General features: G+C 55.0%; 24 protein-coding genes. 3 read left to right on the top strand and 21 right to left on the bottom strand.

All coding sequences use genetic code 11. The features are described 5' to 3' along the window. Positions 1–41: 41 nt before the first annotated feature. The 6 genes from msrA to galU form a co-directional block, all read right to left on the bottom strand. Entirely contained in the window at positions 42–668 is a 627-nt protein-coding gene (gene msrA / locus ACFIOZ_RS10625; protein WP_386083830.1) for a peptide-methionine (S)-S-oxide reductase MsrA, read from the bottom strand. An 11-nt stretch (positions 669–679) separates the two neighbouring features. Beyond that, a complete protein-coding gene (locus tag ACFIOZ_RS10620) occupies positions 680–4693 on the bottom strand; it encodes a translocation/assembly module TamB domain-containing protein (protein WP_386084052.1) in 4014 nt (1337 codons plus the stop codon). 48 nt (positions 4694–4741) lie between these two features. Beyond that, positions 4742–6595 carry an autotransporter assembly complex protein TamA gene (locus ACFIOZ_RS10615; RefSeq protein ID WP_211594326.1) on the bottom strand — a complete coding sequence of 618 codons (1854 nt, stop codon included), beginning with the start codon at positions 6593–6595 and terminating at the stop codon, positions 4742–4744. A gap of 104 nt (positions 6596–6699) precedes the next feature. Then, positions 6700–7521, bottom strand: a complete 822-nt coding sequence (locus tag ACFIOZ_RS10610; protein ID WP_211594325.1) for a hypothetical protein — start codon at positions 7519–7521, stop codon at positions 6700–6702. A 9-nt stretch (positions 7522–7530) separates the two neighbouring features. After that, positions 7531–8823: a nucleotide sugar dehydrogenase gene (locus ACFIOZ_RS10605; protein ID WP_386083827.1), complete on the bottom strand. Its 1293-nt coding sequence runs from the start codon at positions 8821–8823 to the stop codon at positions 7531–7533. Between the two features lie 3 nt (positions 8824–8826). Further along, positions 8827–9717, bottom strand: a complete 891-nt coding sequence (gene galU, locus ACFIOZ_RS10600) for a UTP--glucose-1-phosphate uridylyltransferase GalU (protein ID WP_211594323.1) — start codon at positions 9715–9717, stop codon at positions 8827–8829. Positions 9718–9887: 170 nt separating this feature from the next. On the opposite strand from galU, the gene ubiG reads away from it, so the two are divergent. After that, a complete protein-coding gene (gene ubiG / locus ACFIOZ_RS10595) occupies positions 9888–10631 on the top strand; it encodes a bifunctional 2-polyprenyl-6-hydroxyphenol methylase/3-demethylubiquinol 3-O-methyltransferase UbiG (protein WP_386083825.1) in 744 nt (247 codons plus the stop codon). Next, positions 10632–11300 carry an HAD-IA family hydrolase gene (locus ACFIOZ_RS10590; protein WP_386083824.1) on the top strand — a complete coding sequence of 223 codons (669 nt, stop codon included), beginning with the start codon at positions 10632–10634 and terminating at the stop codon, positions 11298–11300. A 61-nt stretch (positions 11301–11361) separates the two neighbouring features. On the opposite strand, the gene ACFIOZ_RS10585 is transcribed toward ACFIOZ_RS10590, so the two are convergent. The 13 genes from ACFIOZ_RS10585 to ACFIOZ_RS10525 form a co-directional block, all read right to left on the bottom strand. Beyond that, positions 11362–12123, bottom strand: coding sequence for a YciK family oxidoreductase (locus ACFIOZ_RS10585; protein WP_211594320.1), 762 nt, complete (start codon positions 12121–12123; stop codon positions 11362–11364). A gap of 35 nt (positions 12124–12158) precedes the next feature. Further along, positions 12159–12965 (bottom strand): tol-pal system protein YbgF, encoded by an 807-nt coding sequence (ybgF, locus tag ACFIOZ_RS10580; protein ID WP_386083822.1) that lies wholly within the window; start codon positions 12963–12965, stop codon positions 12159–12161. Between the two features lie 79 nt (positions 12966–13044). Further along, on the bottom strand, positions 13045–13584 hold the full coding sequence (pal, locus tag ACFIOZ_RS10575; RefSeq protein ID WP_386083821.1) for a peptidoglycan-associated lipoprotein Pal: 540 nt from the start codon (positions 13582–13584) through the stop codon (positions 13045–13047). Positions 13585–13638: 54 nt separating this feature from the next. Then, positions 13639–14931 (bottom strand): Tol-Pal system beta propeller repeat protein TolB, encoded by a 1293-nt coding sequence (tolB, locus tag ACFIOZ_RS10570; RefSeq protein WP_386083820.1) that lies wholly within the window; start codon positions 14929–14931, stop codon positions 13639–13641. Next, the gene (gene tolA / locus ACFIOZ_RS10565) at positions 14931–16112 is read right to left on the bottom strand and encodes a cell envelope integrity protein TolA (protein WP_386083818.1); all 1182 of its coding nucleotides are present in this window, start codon (positions 16110–16112) and stop codon (positions 14931–14933) included. The genes tolB and tolA overlap by 1 nt, the downstream gene beginning before the upstream one ends. Positions 16113–16125: 13 nt before the next feature. Then, entirely contained in the window at positions 16126–16563 is a 438-nt protein-coding gene (tolR, locus tag ACFIOZ_RS10560) for a protein TolR (RefSeq protein WP_386083816.1), read from the bottom strand. A gap of 11 nt (positions 16564–16574) precedes the next feature. Further along, positions 16575–17270 (bottom strand): protein TolQ, encoded by a 696-nt coding sequence (tolQ, locus tag ACFIOZ_RS10555; protein WP_386083814.1) that lies wholly within the window; start codon positions 17268–17270, stop codon positions 16575–16577. 58 nt (positions 17271–17328) lie between these two features. Then, positions 17329–17745 carry a tol-pal system-associated acyl-CoA thioesterase gene (gene ybgC / locus ACFIOZ_RS10550; protein ID WP_386083812.1) on the bottom strand — a complete coding sequence of 139 codons (417 nt, stop codon included), beginning with the start codon at positions 17743–17745 and terminating at the stop codon, positions 17329–17331. Beyond that, positions 17742–18779 carry a Holliday junction branch migration DNA helicase RuvB gene (gene ruvB, locus ACFIOZ_RS10545; RefSeq protein ID WP_211594314.1) on the bottom strand — a complete coding sequence of 346 codons (1038 nt, stop codon included), beginning with the start codon at positions 18777–18779 and terminating at the stop codon, positions 17742–17744. The genes ybgC and ruvB overlap by 4 nt, the downstream gene beginning before the upstream one ends. 34 nt (positions 18780–18813) lie before the next feature. Next, on the bottom strand, positions 18814–19422 hold the full coding sequence (gene ruvA, locus ACFIOZ_RS10540) for a Holliday junction branch migration protein RuvA (protein ID WP_386083809.1): 609 nt from the start codon (positions 19420–19422) through the stop codon (positions 18814–18816). 114 nt (positions 19423–19536) lie between these two features. After that, a complete protein-coding gene (gene ruvC, locus ACFIOZ_RS10535; protein ID WP_386084050.1) occupies positions 19537–20100 on the bottom strand; it encodes a crossover junction endodeoxyribonuclease RuvC in 564 nt (187 codons plus the stop codon). 88 nt (positions 20101–20188) lie between these two features. Next, positions 20189–21970, bottom strand: coding sequence for an aspartate--tRNA ligase (aspS, locus tag ACFIOZ_RS10530; RefSeq protein ID WP_088701472.1), 1782 nt, complete (start codon positions 21968–21970; stop codon positions 20189–20191). 65 nt (positions 21971–22035) lie between these two features. After that, complete coding sequence (locus ACFIOZ_RS10525; RefSeq protein ID WP_088701473.1) at positions 22036–22335, bottom strand: FmdB family zinc ribbon protein; 300 nt, start codon at positions 22333–22335, stop codon at positions 22036–22038. A gap of 280 nt (positions 22336–22615) precedes the next feature. Here ACFIOZ_RS10525 and ACFIOZ_RS10520 point away from each other — a divergent pair, with 280 nt between their 5' ends. Next, positions 22616–23557: a D-2-hydroxyacid dehydrogenase gene (locus ACFIOZ_RS10520; protein WP_386083807.1), complete on the top strand. Its 942-nt coding sequence runs from the start codon at positions 22616–22618 to the stop codon at positions 23555–23557. A 38-nt stretch (positions 23558–23595) separates the two neighbouring features. Here ACFIOZ_RS10520 and ACFIOZ_RS10515 read toward each other — a convergent pair whose 3' ends face one another. Beyond that, complete coding sequence (locus tag ACFIOZ_RS10515) at positions 23596–23871, bottom strand: acylphosphatase (RefSeq protein ID WP_386083805.1); 276 nt, start codon at positions 23869–23871, stop codon at positions 23596–23598. A 35-nt stretch (positions 23872–23906) separates the two neighbouring features. Then, a complete protein-coding gene (locus ACFIOZ_RS10510) occupies positions 23907–24806 on the bottom strand; it encodes a YihY/virulence factor BrkB family protein (RefSeq protein WP_386083803.1) in 900 nt (299 codons plus the stop codon). Positions 24807–24918 lie beyond the last annotated feature (112 nt).

The raw sequence follows: 24918 nt of genomic DNA, 5'->3' as shown, positions 1-24918 counted from the left end.
CTGTCGATGATGCGTTGGTAAAATGGCTAATGAAGTACTTTTTACCCTATTGGGCACGTGACGCCAGTCCCTTTAAGGCCACAGTAGCCATTGGGATTTTTATCGAGGTACTGCTGATGGTAGGCCTCGGCGTAATAAAAGGTTTCAAGTGGCTTGATCTCGGTGGTGATCGCCCCTCTACCCGCCTTATCGAGTGCCTGCTGATACGCAGCCGCACTCTGCTCGGCTGCCGATTGCTGCGCTTCGCTGGTGGTAAAAATAGCGGAGCGGTACTGGGAACCAATATCGTTGCCCTGGCGATTGCCCTGGGTCGGATCATGCTGCTCCCAGAAAACCTGCAGCAATGTTTCCAGCGTGATTTGCTTAGGATCATAAATTACCCGCACCACTTCGGTGTGGCCAGTACGCCCTGTGCACGTCTCATCGTAGGTGGGGTTTGGGGTTTCTCCGCCGGCATATCCCGCCGCAGTGACATAAACGCCAGGTAGTTGCCAAAACAGGCGCTCCACGCCCCAGAAGCAGCCCATCCCCAGCACTATCTCTTCATGGCCCTCGGGGAATGGCGGATGGAGCGAGTGCCCATTAATGGTATGCAGTTGGCTTGTTTCTATCGGCGTATCACGTCCTGGCAATACACGGCCTGAGCTAGCGTTTGAAAAAAGTGACATATCACCCTCGCTTATTGCTGCTGAATGATTTCGGGATTACCGGAACGGGTAAACGTGTAGATTAAATCCACCGCTTGATTGGTACCCGAGACGGCCTGCACATACAGATTACGCCACAGGGTGTAGCGCAGTGTTAGTTCGGCAATTGGCGAGAAAATTCCTACACCGTAACTAATTCTAAGATCATCGGTCAGTTGACCGCTGACAGCAACTTGGCTGTCGTCACCAGCACCGGCGGTATCCAGCGTCAAGTCGTCAATACCGAAGGCTTCACCAATCGAGCCCACCGCACCACCGGTGCGCCCTAAGGACATACCGATTAGCGCGGTTGTCAGGGCGCTATCCACACCACCACCGGAGGCATCCGGTGCGCGACCCCGTAATAGGTAAGAAAGCGCGCGGGATTCGTCCATGGCGGGTTCAGAAAAGATCAGTACGTTTGGGGCTTCGGCGCTGCCGGTTACCCGCAAGCCCGCGATGACATCATCTTCGGTGACGTCAGGGTTGCGAATGGCTTCGAAGTCGAGTGTTGGCAGCCCCGGTGGGCCGCTAAACAGCAGTTCACCGCGTCGAATAACCAGGTCTTGGCCGAACGCCTGAAAACGACCGTCGACCAAATTAACGTCACCAAACAGCTGCAATGCCCCGCTGCTTTGGCGAATTTCCAGCGCGCCTCCCAATCCGGATTCCAGGCCGTAGGCTGAAATTTGCATATCACGGCCCAAGGTTAAGGTCACCAGCACATCAATCTCCATGCCAGTAGCGGCCAGTTCATCCGCGGCGCTGGGGCCTTCCTCATTGGCAGCCGCCCGCTGGGCCTCAATTTCTGCCTGGCGATCATCGCGTTCAGTAATAATCACTTCATCGCCACTCGGGGTCACCGCTGACGAGGGCATATCGCCAATTTCAAGCCGCGCCCAGGGTAGATTGACATCCCCCCTCACCTGCAGCCTTTCAGGCGTAACCCGAATGCGGATATCAGGCGCGACCTCGAGCCTCCCAAACTGAGGTAGCACGACCAGGATAGGCTCTTGGACGGCATCCAGGTCGACGCCAATCCGCCAGTCATCACCGCTTGGCCAATAAGCATCACCGGTGATTTCCAAACGCCCGCGCTCAGCGGCCAGGTAACCGTTAATGTCGCCCTGCTCACCATCGAAAGAGACCACCAGCTCTCCCCCCTGAATGTCGACAGGGATATCCGGGCCGCTTACCCCGATACCGCGTAGGCCGAGCTGGCCCTGTAAATCAGGGGCCGCAGTGGTGCCGGTAATTTGCACGCTGCCCGATAAATCGCCTTCCAATCGATCCATTCCCACCAACATGGGCCGGTAGGGCTGCAGCGACACACTGTTTGCGCGCAGTTCGCCTGATAATGCGCCGGCCCCTAATGGGTCGTTGACCGACAGGTCTAAGTTGAGATCCCCCGCTTCGGCAAGCGAGAGCGATACATTGGCATCCGCCTGAGATTGGGTGGCTTCAATCTGAGCGTCTAAACTGATTTCCGGCAGTTCGACAGGCTGGCCATAATCATTAACGGCAGTAATCGCGAGCTCACTAAGAATTTGCAGATCAGCCTGCCATCGGGCCCCACCCTGGCGCCAGTTGGCGACGAGATCCGCGGTTGTGTCGCCCTCTAGCTGCCACTCTTCCGGCAGGAAAGGCTCCAACATTTCCATTGGCACTTCGCGTACCGTGAGCACAGCGTTGCCCTGTTGTGCAGAAGCGACGATCTCCTCTTCGGAGCAGACCAGCCCGCCCTGCTCACGGCGCAGACAGAACGTCGACAGACGTGCCTCGCCATTAGCTAGGTTGTAGCGCACGTCCATAGGGGCTTCAAGGCGAATATCTCCTGCCTCCGAATCGATCTCAAACGGTGTCAAGCGAGCTTGATACCGCTGGCCCTGCTGGTCATAACGGCCCTCCAAAGCAAGCTGCGCACGGCTTAGAGCGCTGTTGTCGGCGCCTTGTGCGCTTAGCTCAAACCGATGCTCTGAGAGGCGACCAGCCAGATCTGCCTCGATGTTTGTCAGCGACTGCCCCCCCACATTGGCGTTTTGTAGCGCCAGTTGTACGTCCAGAGTGGGATTATCAATGCCCTGTACATCGGCATCTAACGCAAACCGCTCAATGCGGTTTTCACCAAAACGGACGCCATCGCCCTGTAAGTTGGCGAGTAATTGAGGCTGATCAAAGCTGCCGCTAGCCTCTAACGTACCCACGATAGTGCCTGCCAAATCTGGCGAGAGAGTTTGCAACTGGCGTAGGGCAATTTCCGCATCTAATGACATCGCCTGTTGGCTGACTTGTCCAGCAGCTTCTAGGCGATTATTCCCCTGGGTGAACAGCAGTTCATCAATATCCAGCTCCAGGTTACTGTTAGCGTCAAAAGATGCTTGAAGGGTTAGCGGATAGTCACGCAGCTCACCGTCGATCGCTAGGTTGGGCACGTTAATAGCCCACAAATCCCCTTGCTGACGCAGCCTAAGTTCAATGTCGCCGTTTAAATCACCCTCTAGCTGGTCGACGAAGTGGGCAGGGTTGAACTGATCCAGACGAATGGTCGTGTTGACCTGTAGCGGTGTTACCCAGTTGATATTGCCTTCGCTGCGCAGGGAGCTCTCGTCGACCGCGAGGGTGAGAGGTTGCCAGCTAAACTGCTCAAGATCGCCCTCTCCGGTGACGTTAATTTGAGTGCGCGGCAGGCTCGGGCCCTCGACCGCCAGAGCCAATTGAGCACTATAATCGCTCAGGCTGCCGGTTACCTGTAGATCCAGGTCATCGACTGTATAGGCTTGGGCTGTCCCCTCTTCAGCGCTGGCATCGACGCTCTCATTGCTACTCTCATCTGTACTGACAGGCAAAGGCCACTGTAATTGGTCACTTTGTAGCTGCAGTTGGAACGGCAGCGTCGGGGCGAGTACGTCGACTTCCCCTCTCAAGGATGCATTGACCGCGCCGGAAGCGTCCAACTGCGCTTCAAGCGCATCCATTGGGCCAGACAGTGTCAAGGTTAAAGACTCACCACTTAACTCTGGGTATATCTCGGGTAAAAAAAGTTCGACTGCTAAACGTGCTTCGAGCGGATAATTGCCGTTTAAGGTGGCATTCGCGGTTAATTCAGCCTCAGCGTCCGGGGTAACAACGGAAAGCTCGGTGACTTCGACGTGATCACCTTCGGTCAGCAACCCAAGCCGCAGCCGCTCGACGCGATACTCGGCGGCCCCTTCCAATCGAAAATCGTTAAGCGTGAATTCAGGTAACTGGATATCAACCGGTAGCGTGATCTCTGGCAGCTCCAGGCGCTCGCGTTCTTCAAGCTGCTGCTCTGGCGATTCCACTGCCGCCAACGCCTCTTGGGGTGGCTGGTTGATCAAGATAGCACCATCGATGGCTTCGGCCTGAAGCGGTGTTTCAATACCCTGGGTTAGTAGAACACCCGATGAGGGTGGTAAATAGAGGCGAAGTTGCTCCAAGTGAGTCGGCGAGAGTCGCACTTCGCTTCCTTCGGCAACGGCAGCTGAGCTAAAGGAGCGCCACGCCACCTGTGTCCCATCGGCTAGCCGTAGGCTAACATCGTCCAGCAGGAGTGAACGGAGCTCGATGGGAAATGGAAAACGAATCGCCAGCGGCGACCCTTCCTCTTCGGGAGGCGGCGCCTGTTCATTAGTTGAGCCTAATCGGATATCAGCGCCCACCACGCGCAGCGTTTCGAGACATAAACGCCCTGACAACACGCAGTCATCCGCCCACTGGAGCTCAAACTCATCCACACTGATGCGGGTTTCGCCCAGCTGTAGCTGAAAGTTTTCGAGCTGAAAATGGTCGAGCAAACCGCCTTCATGCTGGTCGTAGGTGAAAAAATCGCGCTGCTCACCCTGGGAGAGCAGCACGCCAGTGCCCCAGGGAGATAACGCCACCCCAACCAGTAGCGCTACAATGCCGAACAGCCAAATGGGTAACACGATAACCAAACGCACCAAGCTCCAGAGCAGAAGCCAAGCGCGATACCGGGGGGACAACATACGGCGTTTATCAGATGTAGCTGGTTCAACCTGCGACAAGTCTCTCTCCTAGAATTCCGGCCCGATGGAAAAGTGCAAACGCCAATCGTCTTCGTGGTCGAAGGGGTGCGCGATGTCAAAACGTATTGGCCCCACCGGCGAGACCCAGCGCACACCGGCACCGGCACCGGTTTTCAAATCATTAGGCCCCCAGTTATCAAAGGCGTCGCCGTTATCTACGAAGGTGGCGCCCCACCAATCACCCGTTACCCGGCGCTGATACTCCAGCGTTGAGGTGAGCATTTGCTGGCCGCCGCTCAGTCTACCCTCGTCGTTGCGGGGGGATAAGCTCTCATAGGAGTAACCGCGTACACTGCGGTCGCCACCCGCGAAAAAACGCAGCGATGGCGGTATTTTGGCAAAATCATCGGTTTCAATGGCGCCTACACTTACGCGCGCCAAGAAGCGATTATCGTTGCCGACCATACGGATCCACTCCGTATCTCCCGTGATACGAGCAAATGTCGCATCCGATCCCCAAACGGTGTCCGAATACTCTATCGAGAGCTGCTGGCGGTCACCCCATAATGGGAAGCGCTGAGGGCGTGTTCGCGTACGTGACCACTGAATGCCGGGATAGAACAGCCATACCTCATCTGCCTCGCCGCCCTGTTCGAAGTCCTCATAGGTAGTACGAAAATAGAGGGTTTGTACCCAATCATTATCAAACTGCCACCGACGAGCCAGTTCAACGGTGCCTTCTAGCGACTTGGTGTCGCTGTCATCGACGTTACGAACCCCGTACTGAAGCCGATAGCTGTCGCGAAGCGGATCCTCAAGGGGCACATTATAGACACCGGTAAAACGCTGCTCTGGGGCGGATAAATAGAGGTCGTGATCAAGACTATGACCATAGCGGTTAATCCATGGTTGATCCCAACCAAACCGCAGCCTTGGCCCTACATCAGTCGCATAACCAATACCCACTTCGAACTGGTGACGATCAGCAGGCGTTACGCTGATATCGATAGGAAGCTGAGCATCATCGCGCTTATTAATACGCAGCGCGCTAGCAAGTGCTGCACTGCTTAAACGTGGTCGCTCAGGCTGCGATGCAGTGGCTTCACTCCACCAGGGGGCACCACCGCCAGAAGGAGCGATCGTTAACTCTTGGGCTGTTTCAAGACGGGGGCGAACAGAGACCGAACTGAACCAGCCGGTTTCAGCGAGCGATTGATTATACTCCGCTAGGGATTGGGCCAAATAGGGATCGCCTTGCTCGAAAGGCTGTATGCGCCGCAACCTGTCTAGCTCAATATGACTGCCGGTGATAGAGGTATCACCAAATTGATAGCGGGGGCCGCTATCAAAATCCATATAGAGTCGCGCACTTTGCAAATAGGGGCGCACTTCCATACGCCGATCAGTAAACCCCCAGTCAAAGTAGCCACGCTCGATAGCCAATCCTGAAAACTGACTGCTCAAGCGATCCCACGGGGCATGGCGCAGCGCATCCCCCTCCTTTAGAGGAAAGTCCTTTACGGCCTGTTGAAAAGGGGGGTCTTCGCTTGCATCGCCCTCCACATTGATTGACAGAATTTCAATTTCAACCTGGGGGCCCGGCTCGATTTCAAGCCAGACGCGCTCATCCGTGGCCCGCTCAAGGGTTATGTCAGGCTCGTAGTAGCCATAAACGCGCATTGCTTCCTGGGTGCGTCGGCGAACTTCGCCCTCCAGGCGCACCTCGGTATATTGCGCTGCATCGATGTTCTGTAAATAGGCTTGGATATTGCCTTCGACCTCATTGGAAACACCCTCGATAGTCGCTTCCAACGCCCATGCGCCATGCGATACGCATAATAGCGGTAGCACTGCAAAAAAAGTGCGTCCTGTGGCTAATGTCCATTGCCGTTGTCTTCCCATACATTTTTATCCCAACCTAAATCAGCGGCTTAATCTCCTCAGCAGTGCCATGCATTAGCATGTCACTGCTGAGGCAGTCGCACTCATACACTCGCTGCAATTCGTTAACGCAACATCTCTAGCTGGGCACTGAAAGCAAGCTGTGCTTGGCGGACTTGGCGCACATCGCTTTCCAGCGAATTCAGGCGTTGAGACCACTGTTGCTCCAGTTCTTCCAGGGCTGACTGATCTGCCGGTGCTTCGAGCGCTGCAACGGACGTTTCCAATTCATCAAAGCGATCCTCAATGGTAGCTCTCTGGGCTGACAACTGCTCTTCCCAAGCACTGGTCACGCTATTGAGTTGGCTATCCAGCGCCTCGATCCGCTGTTCGGTCAATTGCTCCAAATGGGAGACCTCTTCAACGAGATTTTGACGACCCGATGTCCCGGTTTGTTCCAAAGCGTCAAGCGATTCCCTCACCGCCATCAATTGGCTGTCTCGCAGTTCGGCTTGCTCCCTAAACTGAGCCAACTGCTGCATCAGCGTGTTGATCGAGTCGCTAGAGACCGTATCCTCACTCGTGGTGAGAAAACCGTATAGCTCCTCCCGGGTGGCAGCCAACGAGGTGGCAAGCTGCTCCTGCTCTTGGAAGAGAGTCGACAGCTGAGCTTGTACAAAGGTTATCGTATCTTGTACATCCGTGTCATCCGAATCCAACCGAGCATGTACGTTAGAGACCTCCCCACTCACCCGGTGAATCTCATCCAGCAGCCGTTCACGTTCGTACCACAGACCAACTGCCGCCGCGCCCAATAGCGCAATGATCAGCAGCAGACATAGCCATAACGGCCATATTGTCGGCCCCTTTCGATGGCGTAGATGTTGCGCCGTCAAGCTTTGATCCACATCGGGCACAATACGAGAGGATGCGGTAGCGTCTGGCATGACATTTCCTCAAAGAGTCTTCGGGTCGGCACGACGGCCAATACCTCGGTACATTAATCCACAGCTGGCAACAAACTCAGGATCGTAAATATTGCGCCCATCCAATACGAGTTTAGCGTTTAATAGCGAGCCGAGTCGGTGCCAGTCAGGGTTCCAATACGTTTTCCATTCGGTCACCAGCATCAGGGCATCGGCCCCCTCACAGGCCTGATAGAGGTCATGGGTATAAGTCACCAGATCGTCGCGCTCGCCTACCAAAGCGCGCAGAGCCGGCACCGCCGCTGGGTCGTGGAGCTGAACGTTAACCCCCTGCGCCCAAAGCGCTTCAAGCAGCGTTAATACCGGAGCATGATCAATACGCGCAGTGCCGGGTTTAAACGCAGCGCCCCAAATCGCCACTGTTTTACCCGCCATCTCGCCAGCAAAGTGAGCCCATAACTTGCGGAACAGAGTCTCTTTCTTCTGCTCGTTGATATCCATCACCTGCTCAAGCAGCGCTGAATAGCGGCCACTTTGGAGCTGAACATCGGCCAGGCGAATCAAATCCCGTGAGAAGTTAGGCCCGCCAAACCCACACCCGGGATACAGGTATTCAAAACCAATACGCGAGTCGGCGCCCATTCCCTGCCTTACATGCTCAACATCCACCCCCAGGGTATCAGCCAAGCCCGCAATTTCATTCATATAACTGATGCGCGTAGCGAGCATCCCATTAATCGCCAGCTTGGTAAGCTCCGCAGCGCGGCGGGGCATACATTGGAAGACCTCGCTGCGGCGATTAAAGGCGCGGAGTAGCTCCCTGGTGACCTGTTCGCCTGTGGCATCATCACACCCCAGCAGTCGCCTAGAGGGGCGGGTAAACGAGTCCCACGCCCGACCCTCTTCCAGCGTGTCAGGGAGGGCCACACTAGTGTGCTGGGTGCCCATCAACGCATGCAGGCGCTCGGTCTCACCGACGGGAAACGTTGAGTTATTGATAAGCACAATGCCCTGCTGGTCAGCCAGTAGCGAATCTTCAACAAGCGTACTGGCGGAATTGCGCTGTGCGGGCGATAACGCCAACCAGATCACTTCAGGAATGACCGCATCCTTAAGCTGATCAATGACCTGCAGCGTCCCTTCCGCCAACCCCTGTTCAAGGTGCGTCATTAGTTGAGGTTCGCTGCGTAGCCAATCCACCTGAGAAAGCGCTGACCAGGGCGCGTCAGCATGAGGCAACCACTGTACCTGATGCCCCACCCAGGCTAACGCAGCGGCTGCCGTCGCTGCGCTTAACTCGCTACCGTAAAGTAACACCCGCATGGGTTACTCTCCTTGGTGGTAACGTGACAGCAAGGCTTTGAAGCCCTCGCCAAACTCAGGATGCCGACGCGCATAGGCGAGCGTGGCTTCAAGATAACCCAGCGGCTGACCGCAATCGTAGGTAGTGCCCTGCATGCGATAGGCCTGGACGCCCGACTGTTCACGTAGCGTTTCAAGCGCATCGGTTAGCTGAATTTCACCACCGGCACCGGGCTTCGTGGCTGCTAAAATAGGGAAAATATGGCCCGGCAGCGCATAACGGCCAATCACCGCCAGATTTGAGGGTGCTGCATCACGTTTTGGCTTTTCCACCATACCCACCAGATCTGCCGATTGATTAGGCGCGGGCACATCATCGGCTGGCGCCACGATGCCATACTTTTCGACGTGTTCCCAAGCCACCTCTTCCACCATCAGCTGCGCTGTTTGCTGCTGATCATAGGCTGCTAACATGCCCGCCAAATCGGTCGCTGGGTTGGCACTATTATCGACCAGCACATCGGGCAGCAGCACGGCAAACGGTTCATTGTCGCCAATGATCGGGCGAGCGCAGAGCACCGCATGGCCCAGCCCTAACGGTACTCCCTGGCGAATGCTGATAATGCTGACATTATCTGGCACCAGATTGCGCAACATCTCCAAAAGTTCGTGCTTACCTTTTGCTTCCAGACTGGCTTCCAGCTCGGCGTGAGTGTCAAAGTGGTTTTCGATCGCGCTTTTATTACTACTGGTCACCAGTACAATTTCGCGAATCCCCGCGGCTATCGCTTCTTCAACGACATATTGAATGACTGGCCTATCGACAATCGTAATCATCTCCTTTGGAATAGCCTTCGAAGCCGGCAAGCAGCGGGTGCCAAACCCAGCGACAGGAAGTACGGCCTTGCGAATCATAGAGAGGTCCTTTTCATGCGTTCCGACACAGGAGTGGTTAGAATGTCCATAATACTGAAGGCGCGGATGGATGCCACCTCGTCAATGGACGATAACCAGTGCAAATGGATTAAAACCAGTGATTAAGCGCCAATGATTGCTTAATGCTCAATGACAATGGGAGTCACAACATGCAAGCGACACCACAGGATAGCACTGCTGGTCACTATCAAGGCAACGTCGATGCAGCCGAAGTCGCTAAATTTGAAGCGCTCGCCAGCCGCTGGTGGGATCCGCAAGGTGAATTTAAACCGCTCCATGAAATTAATCCCCTGCGCCTCGACTTTATTGATGCCCGAGCGGGGCTGGCGGGAAAAAAGGTGCTGGATGTAGGTTGCGGCGGAGGCATTTTAAGTGAGTCCATGGCCAACCGCGGGGCTAACGTCACTGGCATCGATCTGGGTGAAGCCCCATTAGCCGTCGCCAGGCTGCATGCGGAAGAGCGCGGCGTTGAGATTGATTACCAACACATCAGCGTGGAGGCTATGGCAACTCAAAAGCCGGGGTTTTACGATGCAGTGACCTGCATGGAGATGCTTGAGCACGTACCCGACCCGGCATCCGTCATTCGCGCCTGTAGCGCCCTGGTTCGCCCTGGTGGCTTTGTATTTTTCTCTACTCTGAATCGCACCGCCAAATCTTACGCGTTTGCCATTTTGGGTGCTGAGTATGTGCTAAGGCTGCTCCCCCGGGGCACGCATAACTATGCGAAATTTATTCGCCCTTCAGAAATGGCAGCCTGGTCTCGAGACAGTGGCTTAGAAGTACGTGAGCAGACAGGCCTGACCTACAATCCGCTAACCCGCCACTACCGTCTGGTCAGCCATGATGTGTCGGTCAACTACATGATGTACTGCCGTAAGGTAAGCGACTAAATGCCGATACATGCGCCTCAAGCCATACTCTTTGATCTAGACGGCACCCTGGTCGATACCGCGCCAGATTTAGCCCAAGCAACCAACACGCTACGCCTACACCATGGTTTAGACCCACTCCCCTTTGAAGTGATTCGCCGTCAGGTCTCTAACGGCGGGAGTGCGCTGGTCACATTGGCGCTGGGGTTAGAAGCCTCTTCAGATGGGCATACTCGGGCACGTCAATTTCTGCTTGATGCCTATGAGCAGGCTGTCGCTGTACACAGCCGAGTTTTCTCGCCACTCGATGTATGGCTGAAAGAGTGGCATGGCGATCAGCGCCCCTGGGGGATTGTGACCAATAAGCCGCGCCGTTACACCCTCCCCTTGCTGGAAGCCTTGGCGCTGCAGCCCGGCGCCCTGCTTTGTGCAGACGACCTAAGTGTAAAAAAACCAGCGCCTGAGCCACTTTGGGAAGCAGCCCGACGGCTAGGCGTTGAGCCTGAACAGTGTTGGTATATCGGCGATCATGCCCGGGATATTGACGCGGCCGTCGCAGCGGGGATGACGGCTGTGGCCGTTGGCTACGGCTATATCAGCGAGGAGGATGACTACCAGCAGTGGCCTGCTGATTTGTGGTTTGGTGAGTGTGACGCGCTGGTCGATGCCCTGAACGGCTTCAAACGCTAGCGATAACTTCAAGCGCTTGATTACCGAGGGCATCGACTCTGATAAAGCCTAAACTCAAGCGCTATACCCGGGGCGGCTGGGCATCAAGCTTTTGGCCGCTGGTGCCTGCACTGTCTGGCCCCATAAGCCACAAGTAGGTGGGCATAATATCTTCCGGTGTGCGAAGCATGAGAGGGTCTTCACCGGGAAACGCAGTACGTCGCATTTGAGTTCGCGTCGCCCCTGGATTGAGCGAATTAACCCGGATGTTGGACTGATTATCCAACTCGTCGGCCAGTACTTCCACAAAACCTTCAGTGGCAAACTTAGACACGGAGTAAGCGCCCCAATAGGCGCGACCTTTGCGGCCAACGCTGGAGGAGGTAAAAATAACCGACGCATCATCAGACGCCTGCAGCAGAGGCAGTAGCGCCTGCGTCATCCAGATGGGCCCATTAATATTGACCTGCATAACCTGCTGCCAAAGCTCAGGATTATACTGATCGAAGGGCGTGATGCGGCCTAATAGCCCAGCGTTATGCAGCAAACCATCCAAGCGCCCAAACTCTTTATCCAACGTCTCCGCCATATCATGGAAATCTTTTAGTGTGGCGCCCTCAAAGTTAAGCGGAAAAATCGCTGGCTGGGGGCCACCGGCCGCTTCGATTTCATCATATACACGCTCTAACTTGGCAATAGTGCGCCCCAACAGAATCACCGTTGCACCGTGCTGGGCGTAGCTCAACGCTGCCGCACGGCCAATGCCGTCCCCTGCGCCGGTTACCAACACGATGCGATTTTCCAATAGGTTGGGCGCTGGTTGATAGTCGATCTTGCAGCTCATGCTGATTCCCTGAAGCAAAAATAGATCAAAAAATATTAACTTGCTGATTGGCGTAAGAAATCGTTAGCAAGGCCTGCCGCACTACTTTGCGGATAATCATCGCGCACTTGCTCAAGCAACTCACGGCTGCGCTCTGCTTCGCCTTTACGCGCCTTCACCAAGCCTAACTTATACATCGCATCCGGCACTTTACTGCTGCCGCTATACTCCTCGATCACGCGACTAAACGCCTGATCGGCGGCATCCAACTCGCCCTCTGCCGCATATAGCTCACCCAGCCAGTAGTGGCCATTCGCCGTTAGGCTCGTATCAGGATGGTCGCTCACAAAGGCTTCAAAGGCCGCAATCGCTTCGTCAAAACGACGTGCCTGAACATGCGCAAAGGCTGCTTGATAATCGGCTTGGGCGTCTTCACTGACATTGCGGCTAGAAGGTGCATTGACAACTTCCTCGGCGGCTTCAGGCTCTACCGCTGGCGTTGACTGCTCGATCTGGGTTGGGCCGCTGCTCATAAGGCGATCTTCAATGTCGAGATACTGCTGCTGCGATTGGCGACGCAACTGTTCCAACTGGTGGCGCAACTCTTCAATCTGACCACGTAGCTGTTGGATCTCCTGCTGGTGCTCCTGTACCTGGTTAAACAGTACAAGATTGCCGCTTGACGCTTCCTGCCGCTGCGTCTGCTGGTAGAAGCCGCTGTTGGAAGCGTTAGCGGAAGAGTTAGAGAGGTCTTGCACGAGCGGCTGTTGAGCGGTGGCCGTTAGGGACAATACGGACAGCGGGAGCGCAATGGCTCCCGCACCGCACAGCCTCCCAACGTAACGCTTGAGACTGTGATTCATGATGACTCCGGAGACGTAAACGGCGTGCGGATAACCGCACGCCGGATTCATCAGTGGTTAAACACTCAATAGTTAATGCTTAGTAGTTAAACACAACACGACGGTTCTGAGCGTAGGCACTCTCGTCTTGACCGTTGACAGCCGGACGCTCTTCACCATAGCTAACCACGCTCATTTGTGAAGAAGATACGCCCTGGATGTTCAGGAAACGCTGCACGGCGTTAGCACGACGCTCACCAAGTGCCATGTTGTACTCACGGGTACCACGCTCATCCGTATGTCCATGGAGAACCACCTGGGCATTAGGGTTGGCACGTAAGTAGCGCGCATGAGCCATTACCACGGATTCGTACTCACTCTTGATCGTATCGCGATCAAAATCGAAATAGATCGTGCGTACCTCTGGAATGCGTGAATCAGCCTGCTGACCAGCGCCGGAACCAGAAGTAGAGCCATACTGACTGCCTGTGCCTGTACCCGAGGTGCTGGAACCGGTCGAGCTGCCATCCTGGCTACCATACGAGTCACCGTCTTGGGTTCCGCCGGTGCTGGAACAGCCAGCAATTACCACGATAGATAGCGCTGCTGCTAGTGAGCGAGCCAACGGTTTAATTTGCATAATCAGACTCCTTGCCTGAAAACTAAAAATTTCGATATTAATCAATTGATTTGATCAATTTAAGAAGGGTGACCAAGCTGGATCACGGACATCGCCTTGTGCTGATGGCAGCCTGAATGAAGAACGACCATCGGCAGACACAGCACTTAGTACCCCACTATTACCCTGTTGGGTAGCGAAGATTACCATGGTCCCGTTCGGCGCAACACTAGGAGATTCATCTCTTGTTGATTCACTCAACACCACCAAGCGATCGCCACTTAGATCCTGCCTAGCTACTTGGTAACCTCGGCTAGAGCGGTGAATCAAGAATATCTGCTCTCCATCCGGTGAATAGCGTCCGCGGGCATTGTAATTACCGGTAAATGTCAGACGCTGAGCCTCTCCACCACCCAGCGTGTATTGATATAGCTGTGGGCCGCCACTGCGATCCGAAGTAAACAACAGGCTGCGCCCATTCGGCGCCCAAGCGGGTTCCGTGTCAATGCTGTTGTTATTGGTAATGCGCTCAACGGATCGGTTGGCAACATCCATAATGTAAATTTCAGGCTGGCCATCTTTAGACAGCGACATGGCAATACGCCGTCCATCCGGCGACCACGCTGGCGCACCATTTATGCCATCGAATGAGGTCGCTTGCACACGCTGGCCGGTGGCTACATCCTGAATATAGATTGCCGGACGCTCAGTCTCAAAAGAGACATAGGCGAGCTTGGTACCATCAGGCGACCAAGCGGGTGACATGATCGGTTCATCTGAGGTCAACACCTGCTCACTGCGGCGACCATCGGCGTCGGCAACGTAAAGACCAAACTGCATATTGTCACCGATACCTTGGGCTGTGACGTAAGCAATTTTGGTGGAGAACGCACCACGGATATCGGTAATCTCTTCAAAGATTTGATCACTGATGTAGTGGGCAGCGCCACGCAGATCATTGCCCCGAACCGTTACGGTTTCACCTATCATCCGGCGCTGCCCGCTAATATCCATCAGTTCGAATTGCAGTTCGAAGCCGCCGTCAGTTTGTGCCGCCCGGCCGACAACAAGGTAGCGAACGTCAAGCGAACGCCAGGTGCCGAATTGCACATCGTCAGATTGGCTCGGCTGCTCGAACATAGCGCTACGCTCTAGAGGAGCAAAATAGCCACTGCGTTCAAGGTCATCCTGGACAATCTGGGCGACGTCTTCGGGCAGGCCGTCTGAGCCAGCGAACGGCACCACTCCTATAGGCAGCGCTTGATCGCTGCCTCGCGTGATCTCAATAGTTAAGTTGGCGCTAGCCACACTGCTAAACGTGAACAGCAAGCATAATAACCAAAACTTTTTTAACACTTGAGTTTGCATCAACGGACTCCCCCTGGGGAAAAGTTCAATGTGATATTGCGTCGGATTTCGCGCTGCTGAGCGTCTGTTAACTGTAGTAGTTCAGAAAACGGTGCTGCTTGCTCAACCGCCTGAATAATTGATTGGTCAAAGGCATTATCGCCACTTGATGATGTTACGTTTACTAATAATACCTCCCCCGACGGCCCCAGACGCACATTAACAGAAGCCCGCATACTATCACTCGAACCAGCGGGAATTATCCAAGCTTGTTCAATAGCTCGTTTCATTATGTTACTGAAATTATTCGCCGCCTGCTCAGCTTGCTGGGCATTGGCTGCCGCTTCGGCCTCACCGGCCAGTTGGCGTTGCATGGCCGCCTCTGCAGCTTCCGCTGCTTCGCGCTGTCGCTCAGCTTCTGCTTCACGACGCTGCTGCTCTTCTGCTTCACGCTGGCGCTGTGCTTCGGCCTCGCGCTCCCGCTGTGCCTCCTCTTGCTCCCGAAGGCGCTGCTCTTCAGCCTCGCGTTCACGTGCGGCCTCCTCTTCTTCACGGCGCTGCTGCTCTTCTGCTTCGCGCTGACGCTCGGCTTCTTCCGCTTCCCGTCGCTGCTGTTCTTCCGCTTCACGCTGACGTTCTGCTTCTGCCTCTTCGCGTTGCTGCTGCTCTGCGGCTTCCTGTTGGCGCTGCGCCTCTTCCACTTCACGCTGGCGCTGAGCGGCCGCTTCCGCTTCGGCTTCGCGCTCAGCCGCTTCTGCCGCCTGTTGCTCAGCTTGAGCAGCCGCTTCTTCAGCGCGGCGCTGGGCCTCGGCCTCCGCGGCCGCACGTGCTTCTTCTAACGCTTGTGCTTCTGCTTCAGCTTCCGCCGCCTGCCGGGCTGCTTCTTCTGCCGCTTGCTGCTCGGCGGCAGCCTGCTGTTCACTATCACTGGACGCAGGCTCTTCCGGCGCTTCGGGTTCAGTGGGCGCTTCGGCAGGCGCATTCATGGCCGCTTGCTCTTCTGTTGCCTGCTGAGCCTGGTCGGTAAAGGTTTCAGTACTGACTAGCGTAGCCTGCACAATCGAAGAGCTGTCAGGCTCTGCTTCCCTACTCGGCAGGCTGATCAAGCTAAATGCGACAATCGCGACGTGCACGGCTATCGCCAGAACAGTAGGCCACTTATAGCCGACATCTTGGGGATCGCGCGGGGATTTCAGTGCCATGTGCGCCTTGCCCTTACCCATCTTGCGGCGGCTCAGAAAGCAGCCCCACGTTAGCAACGCCGGCGCCTTGCAGAGTGCTCATCAATACGACGATCTGCCCGTAGGCCACGTTGCGGTCACCACGAACCATGACCGGCGTACCTGGACGCCGGTCAAGAATTGTGGTCACTCGTGACGACATCTCCTCCAGCGTGACCGAGGTGGAGTCTTCCCCCAGCGTAATGAAATACCCACCATTGCTATCGACTGAAATAACGATAGGGTCATTATCTTCCTGGGTATCAATGGGCTGGGAAGTGACTTGCGGCAACTCAACTTGCACGCCCTGGGTCAGCATGGGCGCGGTGATCATAAAGACCACCAGCAGTACCAACATGATGTCAATGAAGGGGACAACATTAATCTCCGCCATTGGCTTGCTTTTACCGCTACGATTGAATGGTCCTTGCATGGCTCTCTCCCTTAGCTGGCGCTCGGTTTGCCGTCACGACCTTGCAAGTTGCGGTGCAGGATAGCGTGAAACTCTTCGGCAAAGTCTTCATATTTGCCCAGCAGGCGAGAAGATGAGTTGGAAAGACGGTTATAGAAAATGACCGCTGGAATCGCCGCAAATAGGCCCATGGCGGTGGCAATAAGCGCTTCAGCAATCCAGGGAGCCACGGTGGCAAGGGTCGCTTGCTGGGTTAGCGACAGCGCCTGGAAAGAGCCCATAATCCCCCACACAGTGCCGAACAGGCCGATATAGGGGCTGGCCGAGGCAACTGTGGCAAGAAACACCAAGTGTTGAGTTAAGCGATCCTCTTCCCGTGACCACGCGACCCGCATGCTGCGTTGAACACCCTCCAGCACGGTATCCGGATCACGGGTTTTAGGCATCAAACGGTTAAACTCGCGAAAACCGGCTTGAAAAATATGTTCGGCGCCATGGCGCGGGTCATCGGCCGGGATCTCACGGTAGAGCTCGTTTAAGTCGACACCAGACCAAAAAGACTCCTCAAACTGGTTGTACTCTTTTTTAGCACGGCTCAGCGCAATACTGCGCTGAAAAATCACTATCCACGAGAGGATCGACCCCACCAGCAGTAGCAGCATTACCAGTTGCACCACAGTACTGGCATTCATTATCAAATGGGGAATGGACATGGTGTTATCGTTCACAGGTGCCCTCATCAATCTATTAGGGTCGGGATTGCCGACGCAGTGAGTGACCTCTTAATTAAGAGGCCCGAGTCAAAACTTTAAGCGATGCAGGCCATGGCTTTGGCCGTAAACGCTCGCTGCTCAAGCAAGCTATCTCGACTGTGGCAGAGCAAAGGAGTTCCTCTCCACGCCAAACTTGCTGTTCAAACGTCATCCGGCAGCGCCCCACTTCAGCCACGCGGGCACTAATTTCCAACGCGTCGTCTAGGGAGGCCGGTTTCGCGTAGTGGCAGGCCAAGCGGTATACCACTAGCTGTGTCCCTTCGTCTAGCAGCGTTTGCTGATTAAGGCCCAACTGGCGAAGCCATTCGCTGCGAGCACGCTCCATAAACTTCAAGTAGTTAACGTAGTAGACAATACCGCCTGCGTCAGTATCTTCCATATAAACGCGCAGCGGCAGGCGATAGCTTTCACTTATGCTGTTGCCACTCACGGACGGCGCTCTCCTTCCATATCGGTTGCCTGCTCGTGGGGCACTCGCTCAAAGTGCAACCACGCCTGGCGGGTCACTACCCGGCCCCGGGGGGTGCGCATCATTAAGCCCTGTTGAATGAGATAGGGTTCAATGACATCTTCGATGGTGTCACGCTCCTCACTGATGGCAGCGGCAAGTGAGTCAATGCCCACTGGCCCACCATCAAACTTATCGATCATGGCCAGCAGTAGCCGCCGATCCATATGATCTAAACCGTGGTGATCCACGTTGAGCATATTGAGCGCCGCATCGGCCATGGCGACATCGACCATGCCGTTACCTTTCATTTCGGCGTAATCCCGCACCCGGCGTAGCAATCGATTGGCAATTCGCGGCGTGCCACGAGAACGTCTCGCGACTTCAATGGCACCATCATGGCTGGTTTCAACGCCTAACAGGCGCGCCGAACGCGAGACAATTTCCGTCAGCTCTTCAAGATTATAAAATTCAAGCCGTTGAACGATACCAAAGCGGTCACGCAGCGGGGAGGTTAATAGCCCTGCCCGGGTGGTGGCCCCTACCAGGGTGAAGCGGGGGAGATCCAGCTTGATCGAACGCGCTGCTGGCCCTTCGCCTATCATGATATCGAGCTGAAAATCCTCCATGGCCGGGTAGAGCACTTCCTCCACCACCGGTGACAGGCGATGAATTTCATCGATAAAGAGTACGTCGCCAGGCTCTAAATTCGTCAGCATGGCGGCTAAGTCGCCCGCACGTTCAAGCACCGGTCCGGAAGTCGACTTCATACCGACGCCCATCTCGGTGGCAATAATATGCGCGAGGGTCGTTTTACCTAGCCCTGGGGGACCAAATACCAGGGTGTGATCCAGGCTCTCTTCGCGCAGCCGGGCGGCGCCGATAAAGATTTCCAGTTGTTCACGCACGCGCGGCTGGCCAATATAGTCATCCAGCCGCTTGGGGCGAATAGCGTAGTCAATGCGCCCCTCTCCCTGTTCAGGCTCAGCGGCGATCAGCCGATCGTGTTCTAACATAGGTGCTCTTCTTTAATGGCGATTCAAAAAGGGCTTAGCCGCCCATGCGCTGGGTCAGTGCGGCCTTAATCAGCGCTTCAGTGGACTGATTGGGGTCGATGTCGGCGAGCATTTTCGATGCCTCAGTCAGTTTATATCCCAAGCTAACCAAAGCGGCTTCCGCATCGGCAAGATTATTGCGGGCAGAGGCACGACCATTGGTTGCTTCAAGGGGGAGTAGCGCGTTGCTGCCGTCTTCCCACTCTGGGAAGCGGTCGCGCATTTCAATTATCAACCGTTCAGCGGTTTTCTTACCCACTCCTGGCAGCGTTGTCAGCGCTTTACTGTCGTCATCACGCACGCAGCGCATAAAGGCGTCTTCGTCCATACCCGACAGTATGGCGAGTGCTAGCTTGGGCCCGACACCATTGACCTTGATCAAGGCACGAAACAGCGCACGCTCGTGCTCCCGGCCAAACCCATACAGTAGGTGGGCGTCATCACGAATGGTCAGATGAGTGAATAACGAAACGCTCTCGTTCAGTGCAGGAAGTGCAACCAGCGTATTCATCGAGGTTTCCAGCTCGTAACCTACACCGTGAACATCGATCACAATCCAGGGAGGTTGCTTTGCCACTAGCTGGCCACTCAGACGTCCAATCATAAATTTGCTCGCACCGGGTGAAAAAAGTGAAAAACAGTAGAGTCAAAAACAGAGGGTTACTATAAAGCGACTCTGTACAGGTGACCAGTAGTTCAGCCACCGGTACAGCGGGAATTAAAGCCGCCAGCGTCCGGTTGAGCGACGGCGGCCCCGAGATGGCGCGGCGGGCAAGCCATGGCTGCTAAACACAGCACCGTTATAAGCATGGGTTAACGCAATGGCTAACGCGTCGGCGGCGTCAGCTTGGGGAGTAGCAGAGAGCTGCAGAATAGCGGTCACCATATGCTGCACCTGCTCTTTATCCGCGCCGCCCTGGCCAGTCACCGCCTGCTTTATCTGCCGCGCAGCGTACTCGGCGAGGCTCAAGCCGTGGTTAGCCATACACACCATTGCTGCTCCCCTCGCCTGCCCCAGTTTGAGCGCAGAATCGGGGTTCTTGGCCATAAATACCCGCTCAATGGCGACTTGAGAGGGACGATGTAAACCGACGACTTCACTTAGACCGGCGTAGATTTGCGCTAAACGCTGCTCTAAAGCCCCTTCTGCAGTGCGAATACAGCCACTTGCCACATAGCAAGGTTTAACCCCGACCACATCGATCACCCCATAGCCAGTCACCCGAGAGCCGGGATCAATACCCAGTATGCGGATTGGTAGGGCCGACGGTGTTGGATCCATAGCATCAATGCTCATGTCAGCGTTTTACTTAGTAACCTACAAAAACACCGACGCCGTGGCGTCGGTGTTAGGCAGCGAATCAACCGTCTTATTCGGCGGCTGTTTCCGCTTTGACTTTCTGACGAAGACGGATGTTCAAATCTTTCAACTGATCGGGGCTGACTTCGCCCGGCGCGTTGGTCATCAAACAGGCAGCGCTTTGGGTTTTCGGGAAGGCGATCACTTCACGAATCGTTTTGGCGCCGACCATCAGCATAACCAGACGATCCAAGCCAAAGGCCAAACCACCATGGGGTGGCGCACCGTACTGCAGCGCGTCCAGCAGGAAGCCGAATTTCTCTTGGGCCTCTTCTTCGCCGATGCCCAGGATCTCAAACACCGTGCTCTGCATGGTTTGGTCGTGAATACGAATAGAACCACCGCCCAATTCGGTACCGTTGAGCACCATATCATAAGCACGCGAAAGCGCACTTGCCGGGTCTGCTTTCAGCTCTTCCGGTGTGCAGGAAGGTGCGGTGAAGGGGTGGTGCAGCGGGCTTAGGCGACCATTGTCGTCGGCTTCGAACATCGGGAAGTCGACCACCCACAGCGGCGCCCACTCCTGGGTGTAGAGCTCCAGATCGGCGCCTAGCTTAACGCGCAGCGCGCCAATGGCTTCGTTGACGATACGTGCTTTATCGGCGCCGAAGAAGATAATGTCACCATCTTCTGCACCCACGCGGTCGAGCAGCTCTTCAACGATGTTTTCCATAAACTTAACGATCGGCGATTGCAGACCCTCAAGCCCTTTAGCACGCTCGTTGACCTTGATCCACGCCAAGCCTTTGGCACCGTAGATGCCGACAAACTTGGTGTACTCGTCGATCTCTTTACGCGACAACTTGGCACCGCCGGGCACTTTCAGCGCTGCGACGCGACCATCATCAGCGCTGGCAGGGCCAGAGAAGACCTTGAAGTCGACTTGTTGCATCAGGTCGTCCACGTCGGTCAGTTCCAGCGGGATACGCAAATCCGGCTTATCGGAACCGAAACGATCCATCGCTTCCTGCCAGGTCATCCGCGGAAATTCCGGCAATTCTACTTTAAGCACTTCCTGAAACAGTTGACGAATCATGGCTTCGGTAATACCCATGATGTCGCTCTCTTCCACAAACGACGCCTCGATATCAATCTGAGTGAACTCAGGCTGACGGTCGGCGCGTAGGTCTTCATCGCGGAAGCACTTGGCAATTTGGTAGTAGCGATCAAACCCCGCCACCATCAACAGTTGTTTAAATAGCTGAGGCGACTGGGGCAGCGCGAAGAAACTCCCCGCGTGGGTACGGCTAGGCACCAGATAATCGCGGGCACCTTCAGGCGTAGCACGGGTAAGTACAGGCGTTTCGATATCCAGAAAACCCTGGTTTTCGAGATAGGCACGCACGGTATGCGAAATACGCGAGCGCAAACGCAGCTTTTCGATCATATCCGGGCGACGCAGATCGATATAGCGATGCTTTAAGCGCACTTCTTCGCCGACTTTACCATGCTCATCCAACTGGAATGGCGGAGTAACGGCGGTATTGAGTACTTCAACCTCTTTTGCCAATACCTCAATCATGCCCGTTGGCATGTTGGGGTTTTGGGTGCCCTCTGGACGCAGCCGAACGCGACCGGTGATACGCAGGACAAATTCACTGCGGGCACGGTCGGCATTCGCGAACGCCTCGGCGGTATCAGGGTCGACCACGAACTGCGCGATGCCGTCGCGATCGCGCATATCAAGGAAAATTACCCCACCGTGATCACGGCGGCGATGAACCCATCCGCATACCGTAACCGTTTGATCCACCAAAGTTTCGTTTAGCTGGCCGCAATAATGGCTGCGCATGTCAAATCCTGTTCTGTTTCGTGGCAATGAGTGTGTCGCGGGCGTCCCGACCCTGACTACCGCGGCTATGCCGCGGCGCCCTTGTCTTTGGGAGTAGCGCTCTTAGCGGTAGCGCTGGAATCACTTGATTTACCGGCATCTGCAGAGGCAGTTTTGCCATCAGCGACCAGGTTCTTTTTGCTACCCGTTTTGAAATCGGTTTCGTACCAACCGCCGCCGGCCAAGCGGAAACCCGCTGCCGAGACTAGCCTTTCCAAGCCATCGCTTTGGCATGCGGGGCAATCCTTGAGAGGATCAGCGCTAATTTTCTGCAATTTCTCCATGCGATGGCCGCAGGCCTTGCACTCATATTCATAGATGGGCATCTTAATGACTCCTAATAAGCTTAACCCTGACAAGCTCAGTTCTGAAATACTCAGTTCTAATGACTCAGTTTTACCAGACCCAGCTCTGAATGACTCAGCTCTACCAGGCCCAGTTCTGAAAAGAGAGAACAGTAGCGAACACAAACGCTGCCAGTCTGCAATATGTGGCCAGTCGGGATAAATTCCAAGGCTGCGGTTGATAAAGCGCCGCCATTATACCCTTTTGTGCCCCCTGACGAGCAAGGTTATACAGCCCCCTGCAGTTAATGGAGAGAAGAAAATGCCCAATGCGGTGATACTGGATGCGGAAAGCCTCGGCCCTGAGATCAACTTGACCGCCATTAAAGAGACGGTTTCGCACCTTGAAGTGTTTGAGCAAAGCACGACTCAACAAGCACGGGAACGACTTGCCAACGCTGATATCGCGATCGTCAACAAGGTAGTACTGGACGCTGAGACACTCCAGCAACTGCCTAAACTGCAACTCATATGTGTATTGGCGACAGGCCTTAATAATATCGATCTTGAGGCCGCTAAAGAGCACAATATTGAAGTTAAGAACGTAGCGGCTTACGGCACGGCCAGCGTTTCTCAACACACCTTGATGCTAATGCTCGCATTAGCCAATCGACTTCCTCTCTATCAACGTGACGTCGCCGCAGGCGAGTGGCAGCGCAGCGCCTTCTTCTGCTTGCAGGATTACCCGACGCTACAGCTCTCCGGCAAACAGCTAGTGATGGTCGGCCAAGGTGAACTGGGCTCTGAAGTAGCCCGTTTGGCCGAGGCCTTTGGCATGCACGTTACCTTTGCTGCTCGCCCCGGCAATGAGGCGAATGATAAGCGCCCTGCCCTGGATGACCTGCTACCGGAGGCTGATGTTATCAGCCTGCACTGCCCGTTAAGCGAGGCCACAAAGCACTTGATCAACCAAGAGCGCTTAGCGCGCGCCAAAACCTCGCTACTATTGATCAACTGCGCCCGTGGCGGGGTTATCGATGAAGTGGCCGCGTTAGCGGCGTTGCGCAATGGCAAGTTGGGGGGATTGGGCGTTGACGTTCTGCCCGCCGAGCCGCCCAGAGACGGCCACCCACTACTGGATGCGCTCAGCGAGCCGCTCAACTTGATTGTTACGCCTCACAATGCCTGGATCACTCCGGAGGCAAGACAGAATATTGTTAGCCTAACGGCTAACAATATTCTTGAATGGGAAGGCGCTAAATAGAATTCTGGTCGACTCTAATCAGAGGTTCCTAACAAGCCTTACTGGGTAGCAAAGTGGCTCGGGGCGTGGCAACTCTCCAACACCTCGAGCTCCACATGGGTTACCTGTGCACCTTCCGAGCCTTGCCATAGCCATTCACTTAGCTGCTTGACTCCGTCAGAGTGACCGCACATCAATACCTCAACGCGGCCATCGGGCAAATTTTTGGCATATCCGGTGAGGCTATGTTGAAGAGCTTTCTCTTGGGTCGCACGGCGGTACCAGACACCCTGCACCTTGCCAGTGACAAGAGCACGTACGCAGCAATCGCTCATACACACCTCTCTACTTTTCGCTTGTAAATGTAGTGTTAAACAAACTCGCGTTTGACAATGACGGCACTATTGCGCGGTATCAACGGGCGGCCACGACGCAGTAGCAATGAGCGGGTGAACGCCGCCCCAAACAACAGTATTAATGAACTGTAGTAGACCCATAGCAGAATCATAACCACCGACCCGGCGGCGCCATAGGTGGATGCTGTTGCCGTATATGCCAGGTAAATGGCAATCACACTGCGTCCAATGGTAAACAGCACGGCCGTCACCACAGCACCAATTAATACATCCTGCCAGCGCAGCACAACATCGGGCAGTACTTTGAAAATGGTGGCAAATAGCAAGGTGACAACCCCCAGCGAAACCAGCGACTCAATCGATGTTGTTAATAAGCTGGCATAAGGCACCAGATTATCGGCGGCCTGAAGCATACCGCGCAATACGACACCCAATACCAGCGACACCAGGAGTATAAAACCGATGGAGAGAACCACCGTTAACGACAGCAACCGATTTTTAATAAACAACAACACACTGTTGGAGGTCGGCTTTGCCGTTACGCCCCAAATGGTATTGAGGGAAAACTGCATCTGAGCAAAAACGGTTGTTGCACCAATTAATAGAGCCCCTACGCCCAATAGGGTTGGTAGGATACCCGACTCCTCAATCCTCGACTGAGCGACGGCGTCTTGAATAGCGACAGCTGCGTCAACCCCTAAGGTACCTTGCAGTTGCGCTACGATTTGCCCCTGAGCCGCCTCTTCTCCCATCACAACACCAATCACGGTGACAGCGATAATAATAGTAGGCGCCAAGGAGAAAAGCGTATAAAACGCTAGCGATCCCGCGTAGCTAAAGGCATTTCGCTCTAACCATAGTGACGTGGCGTCTTGCACTACTTTCCACCAGAAGATAGCGGCGCGTTTAATCATATTCACTCCCTGTGTGCTGGGTACCGATGCTAGGGATCGGGGCGTTTTATAGACGTTATCAACATCTAGCATACCTAACCACAGCGTTTAGCGCAGTTTTCTGGTAGGTTGC

It is taken from the genome of Vreelandella sp. F11 (assembly GCF_042466685.1).
Taxonomy (GTDB): Bacteria; Pseudomonadota; Gammaproteobacteria; order Pseudomonadales; family Halomonadaceae; genus Vreelandella.
This window is presented reverse-complemented; position numbering and strand designations above follow the sequence as displayed.

What these genes read in the sequence shown, in the direction of transcription:
- aspS (WP_088701472.1), bottom strand. Translation starts at nt 21,970, where the DNA reads ATGCGCAGCCATTATTGCGGCCAGCTAAACGAAACTTTGGTGGATCAA.
- ruvC (WP_386084050.1), bottom strand. Translation starts at nt 20,100, where the DNA reads ATGGATCCAACACCGTCGGCCCTACCAATCCGCATACTGGGTATTGAT.
- ACFIOZ_RS10515 (WP_386083805.1), bottom strand. Translation starts at nt 23,871, where the DNA reads ATGAGCGATTGCTGCGTACGTGCTCTTGTCACTGGCAAGGTGCAGGGT.
- tolR (WP_386083816.1), bottom strand. Translation starts at nt 16,563, where the DNA reads ATGCAAGGACCATTCAATCGTAGCGGTAAAAGCAAGCCAATGGCGGAG.
- ACFIOZ_RS10620 (WP_386084052.1), bottom strand. Translation starts at nt 4,693, where the DNA reads ATGTTGTCCCCCCGGTATCGCGCTTGGCTTCTGCTCTGGAGCTTGGTG.
- tolB (WP_386083820.1), bottom strand. Translation starts at nt 14,931, where the DNA reads ATGCAAACTCAAGTGTTAAAAAAGTTTTGGTTATTATGCTTGCTGTTC.
- ACFIOZ_RS10610 (WP_211594325.1), bottom strand. Translation starts at nt 7,521, where the DNA reads ATGCCAGACGCTACCGCATCCTCTCGTATTGTGCCCGATGTGGATCAA.
- tolA (WP_386083818.1), bottom strand. Translation starts at nt 16,112, where the DNA reads ATGGCACTGAAATCCCCGCGCGATCCCCAAGATGTCGGCTATAAGTGG.
- ACFIOZ_RS10605 (WP_386083827.1), bottom strand. Translation starts at nt 8,823, where the DNA reads ATGCGGGTGTTACTTTACGGTAGCGAGTTAAGCGCAGCGACGGCAGCC.
- msrA (WP_386083830.1), bottom strand. Translation starts at nt 668, where the DNA reads ATGTCACTTTTTTCAAACGCTAGCTCAGGCCGTGTATTGCCAGGACGT.
- ACFIOZ_RS10510 (WP_386083803.1), bottom strand. Translation starts at nt 24,806, where the DNA reads ATGATTAAACGCGCCGCTATCTTCTGGTGGAAAGTAGTGCAAGACGCC.
- ACFIOZ_RS10615 (WP_211594326.1), bottom strand. Translation starts at nt 6,595, where the DNA reads ATGGGAAGACAACGGCAATGGACATTAGCCACAGGACGCACTTTTTTT.
- ACFIOZ_RS10525 (WP_088701473.1), bottom strand. Translation starts at nt 22,335, where the DNA reads ATGCCCATCTATGAATATGAGTGCAAGGCCTGCGGCCATCGCATGGAG.
- ACFIOZ_RS10590 (WP_386083824.1), top strand. Translation starts at nt 10,632, where the DNA reads ATGCCGATACATGCGCCTCAAGCCATACTCTTTGATCTAGACGGCACC.
- ubiG (WP_386083825.1), top strand. Translation starts at nt 9,888, where the DNA reads ATGCAAGCGACACCACAGGATAGCACTGCTGGTCACTATCAAGGCAAC.
- ACFIOZ_RS10585 (WP_211594320.1), bottom strand. Translation starts at nt 12,123, where the DNA reads ATGAGCTGCAAGATCGACTATCAACCAGCGCCCAACCTATTGGAAAAT.
- ACFIOZ_RS10520 (WP_386083807.1), top strand. Translation starts at nt 22,616, where the DNA reads ATGCCCAATGCGGTGATACTGGATGCGGAAAGCCTCGGCCCTGAGATC.
- ybgF (WP_386083822.1), bottom strand. Translation starts at nt 12,965, where the DNA reads ATGAATCACAGTCTCAAGCGTTACGTTGGGAGGCTGTGCGGTGCGGGA.
- ruvB (WP_211594314.1), bottom strand. Translation starts at nt 18,779, where the DNA reads ATGTTAGAACACGATCGGCTGATCGCCGCTGAGCCTGAACAGGGAGAG.
- galU (WP_211594323.1), bottom strand. Translation starts at nt 9,717, where the DNA reads ATGATTCGCAAGGCCGTACTTCCTGTCGCTGGGTTTGGCACCCGCTGC.
- ruvA (WP_386083809.1), bottom strand. Translation starts at nt 19,422, where the DNA reads ATGATTGGACGTCTGAGTGGCCAGCTAGTGGCAAAGCAACCTCCCTGG.
- pal (WP_386083821.1), bottom strand. Translation starts at nt 13,584, where the DNA reads ATGCAAATTAAACCGTTGGCTCGCTCACTAGCAGCAGCGCTATCTATC.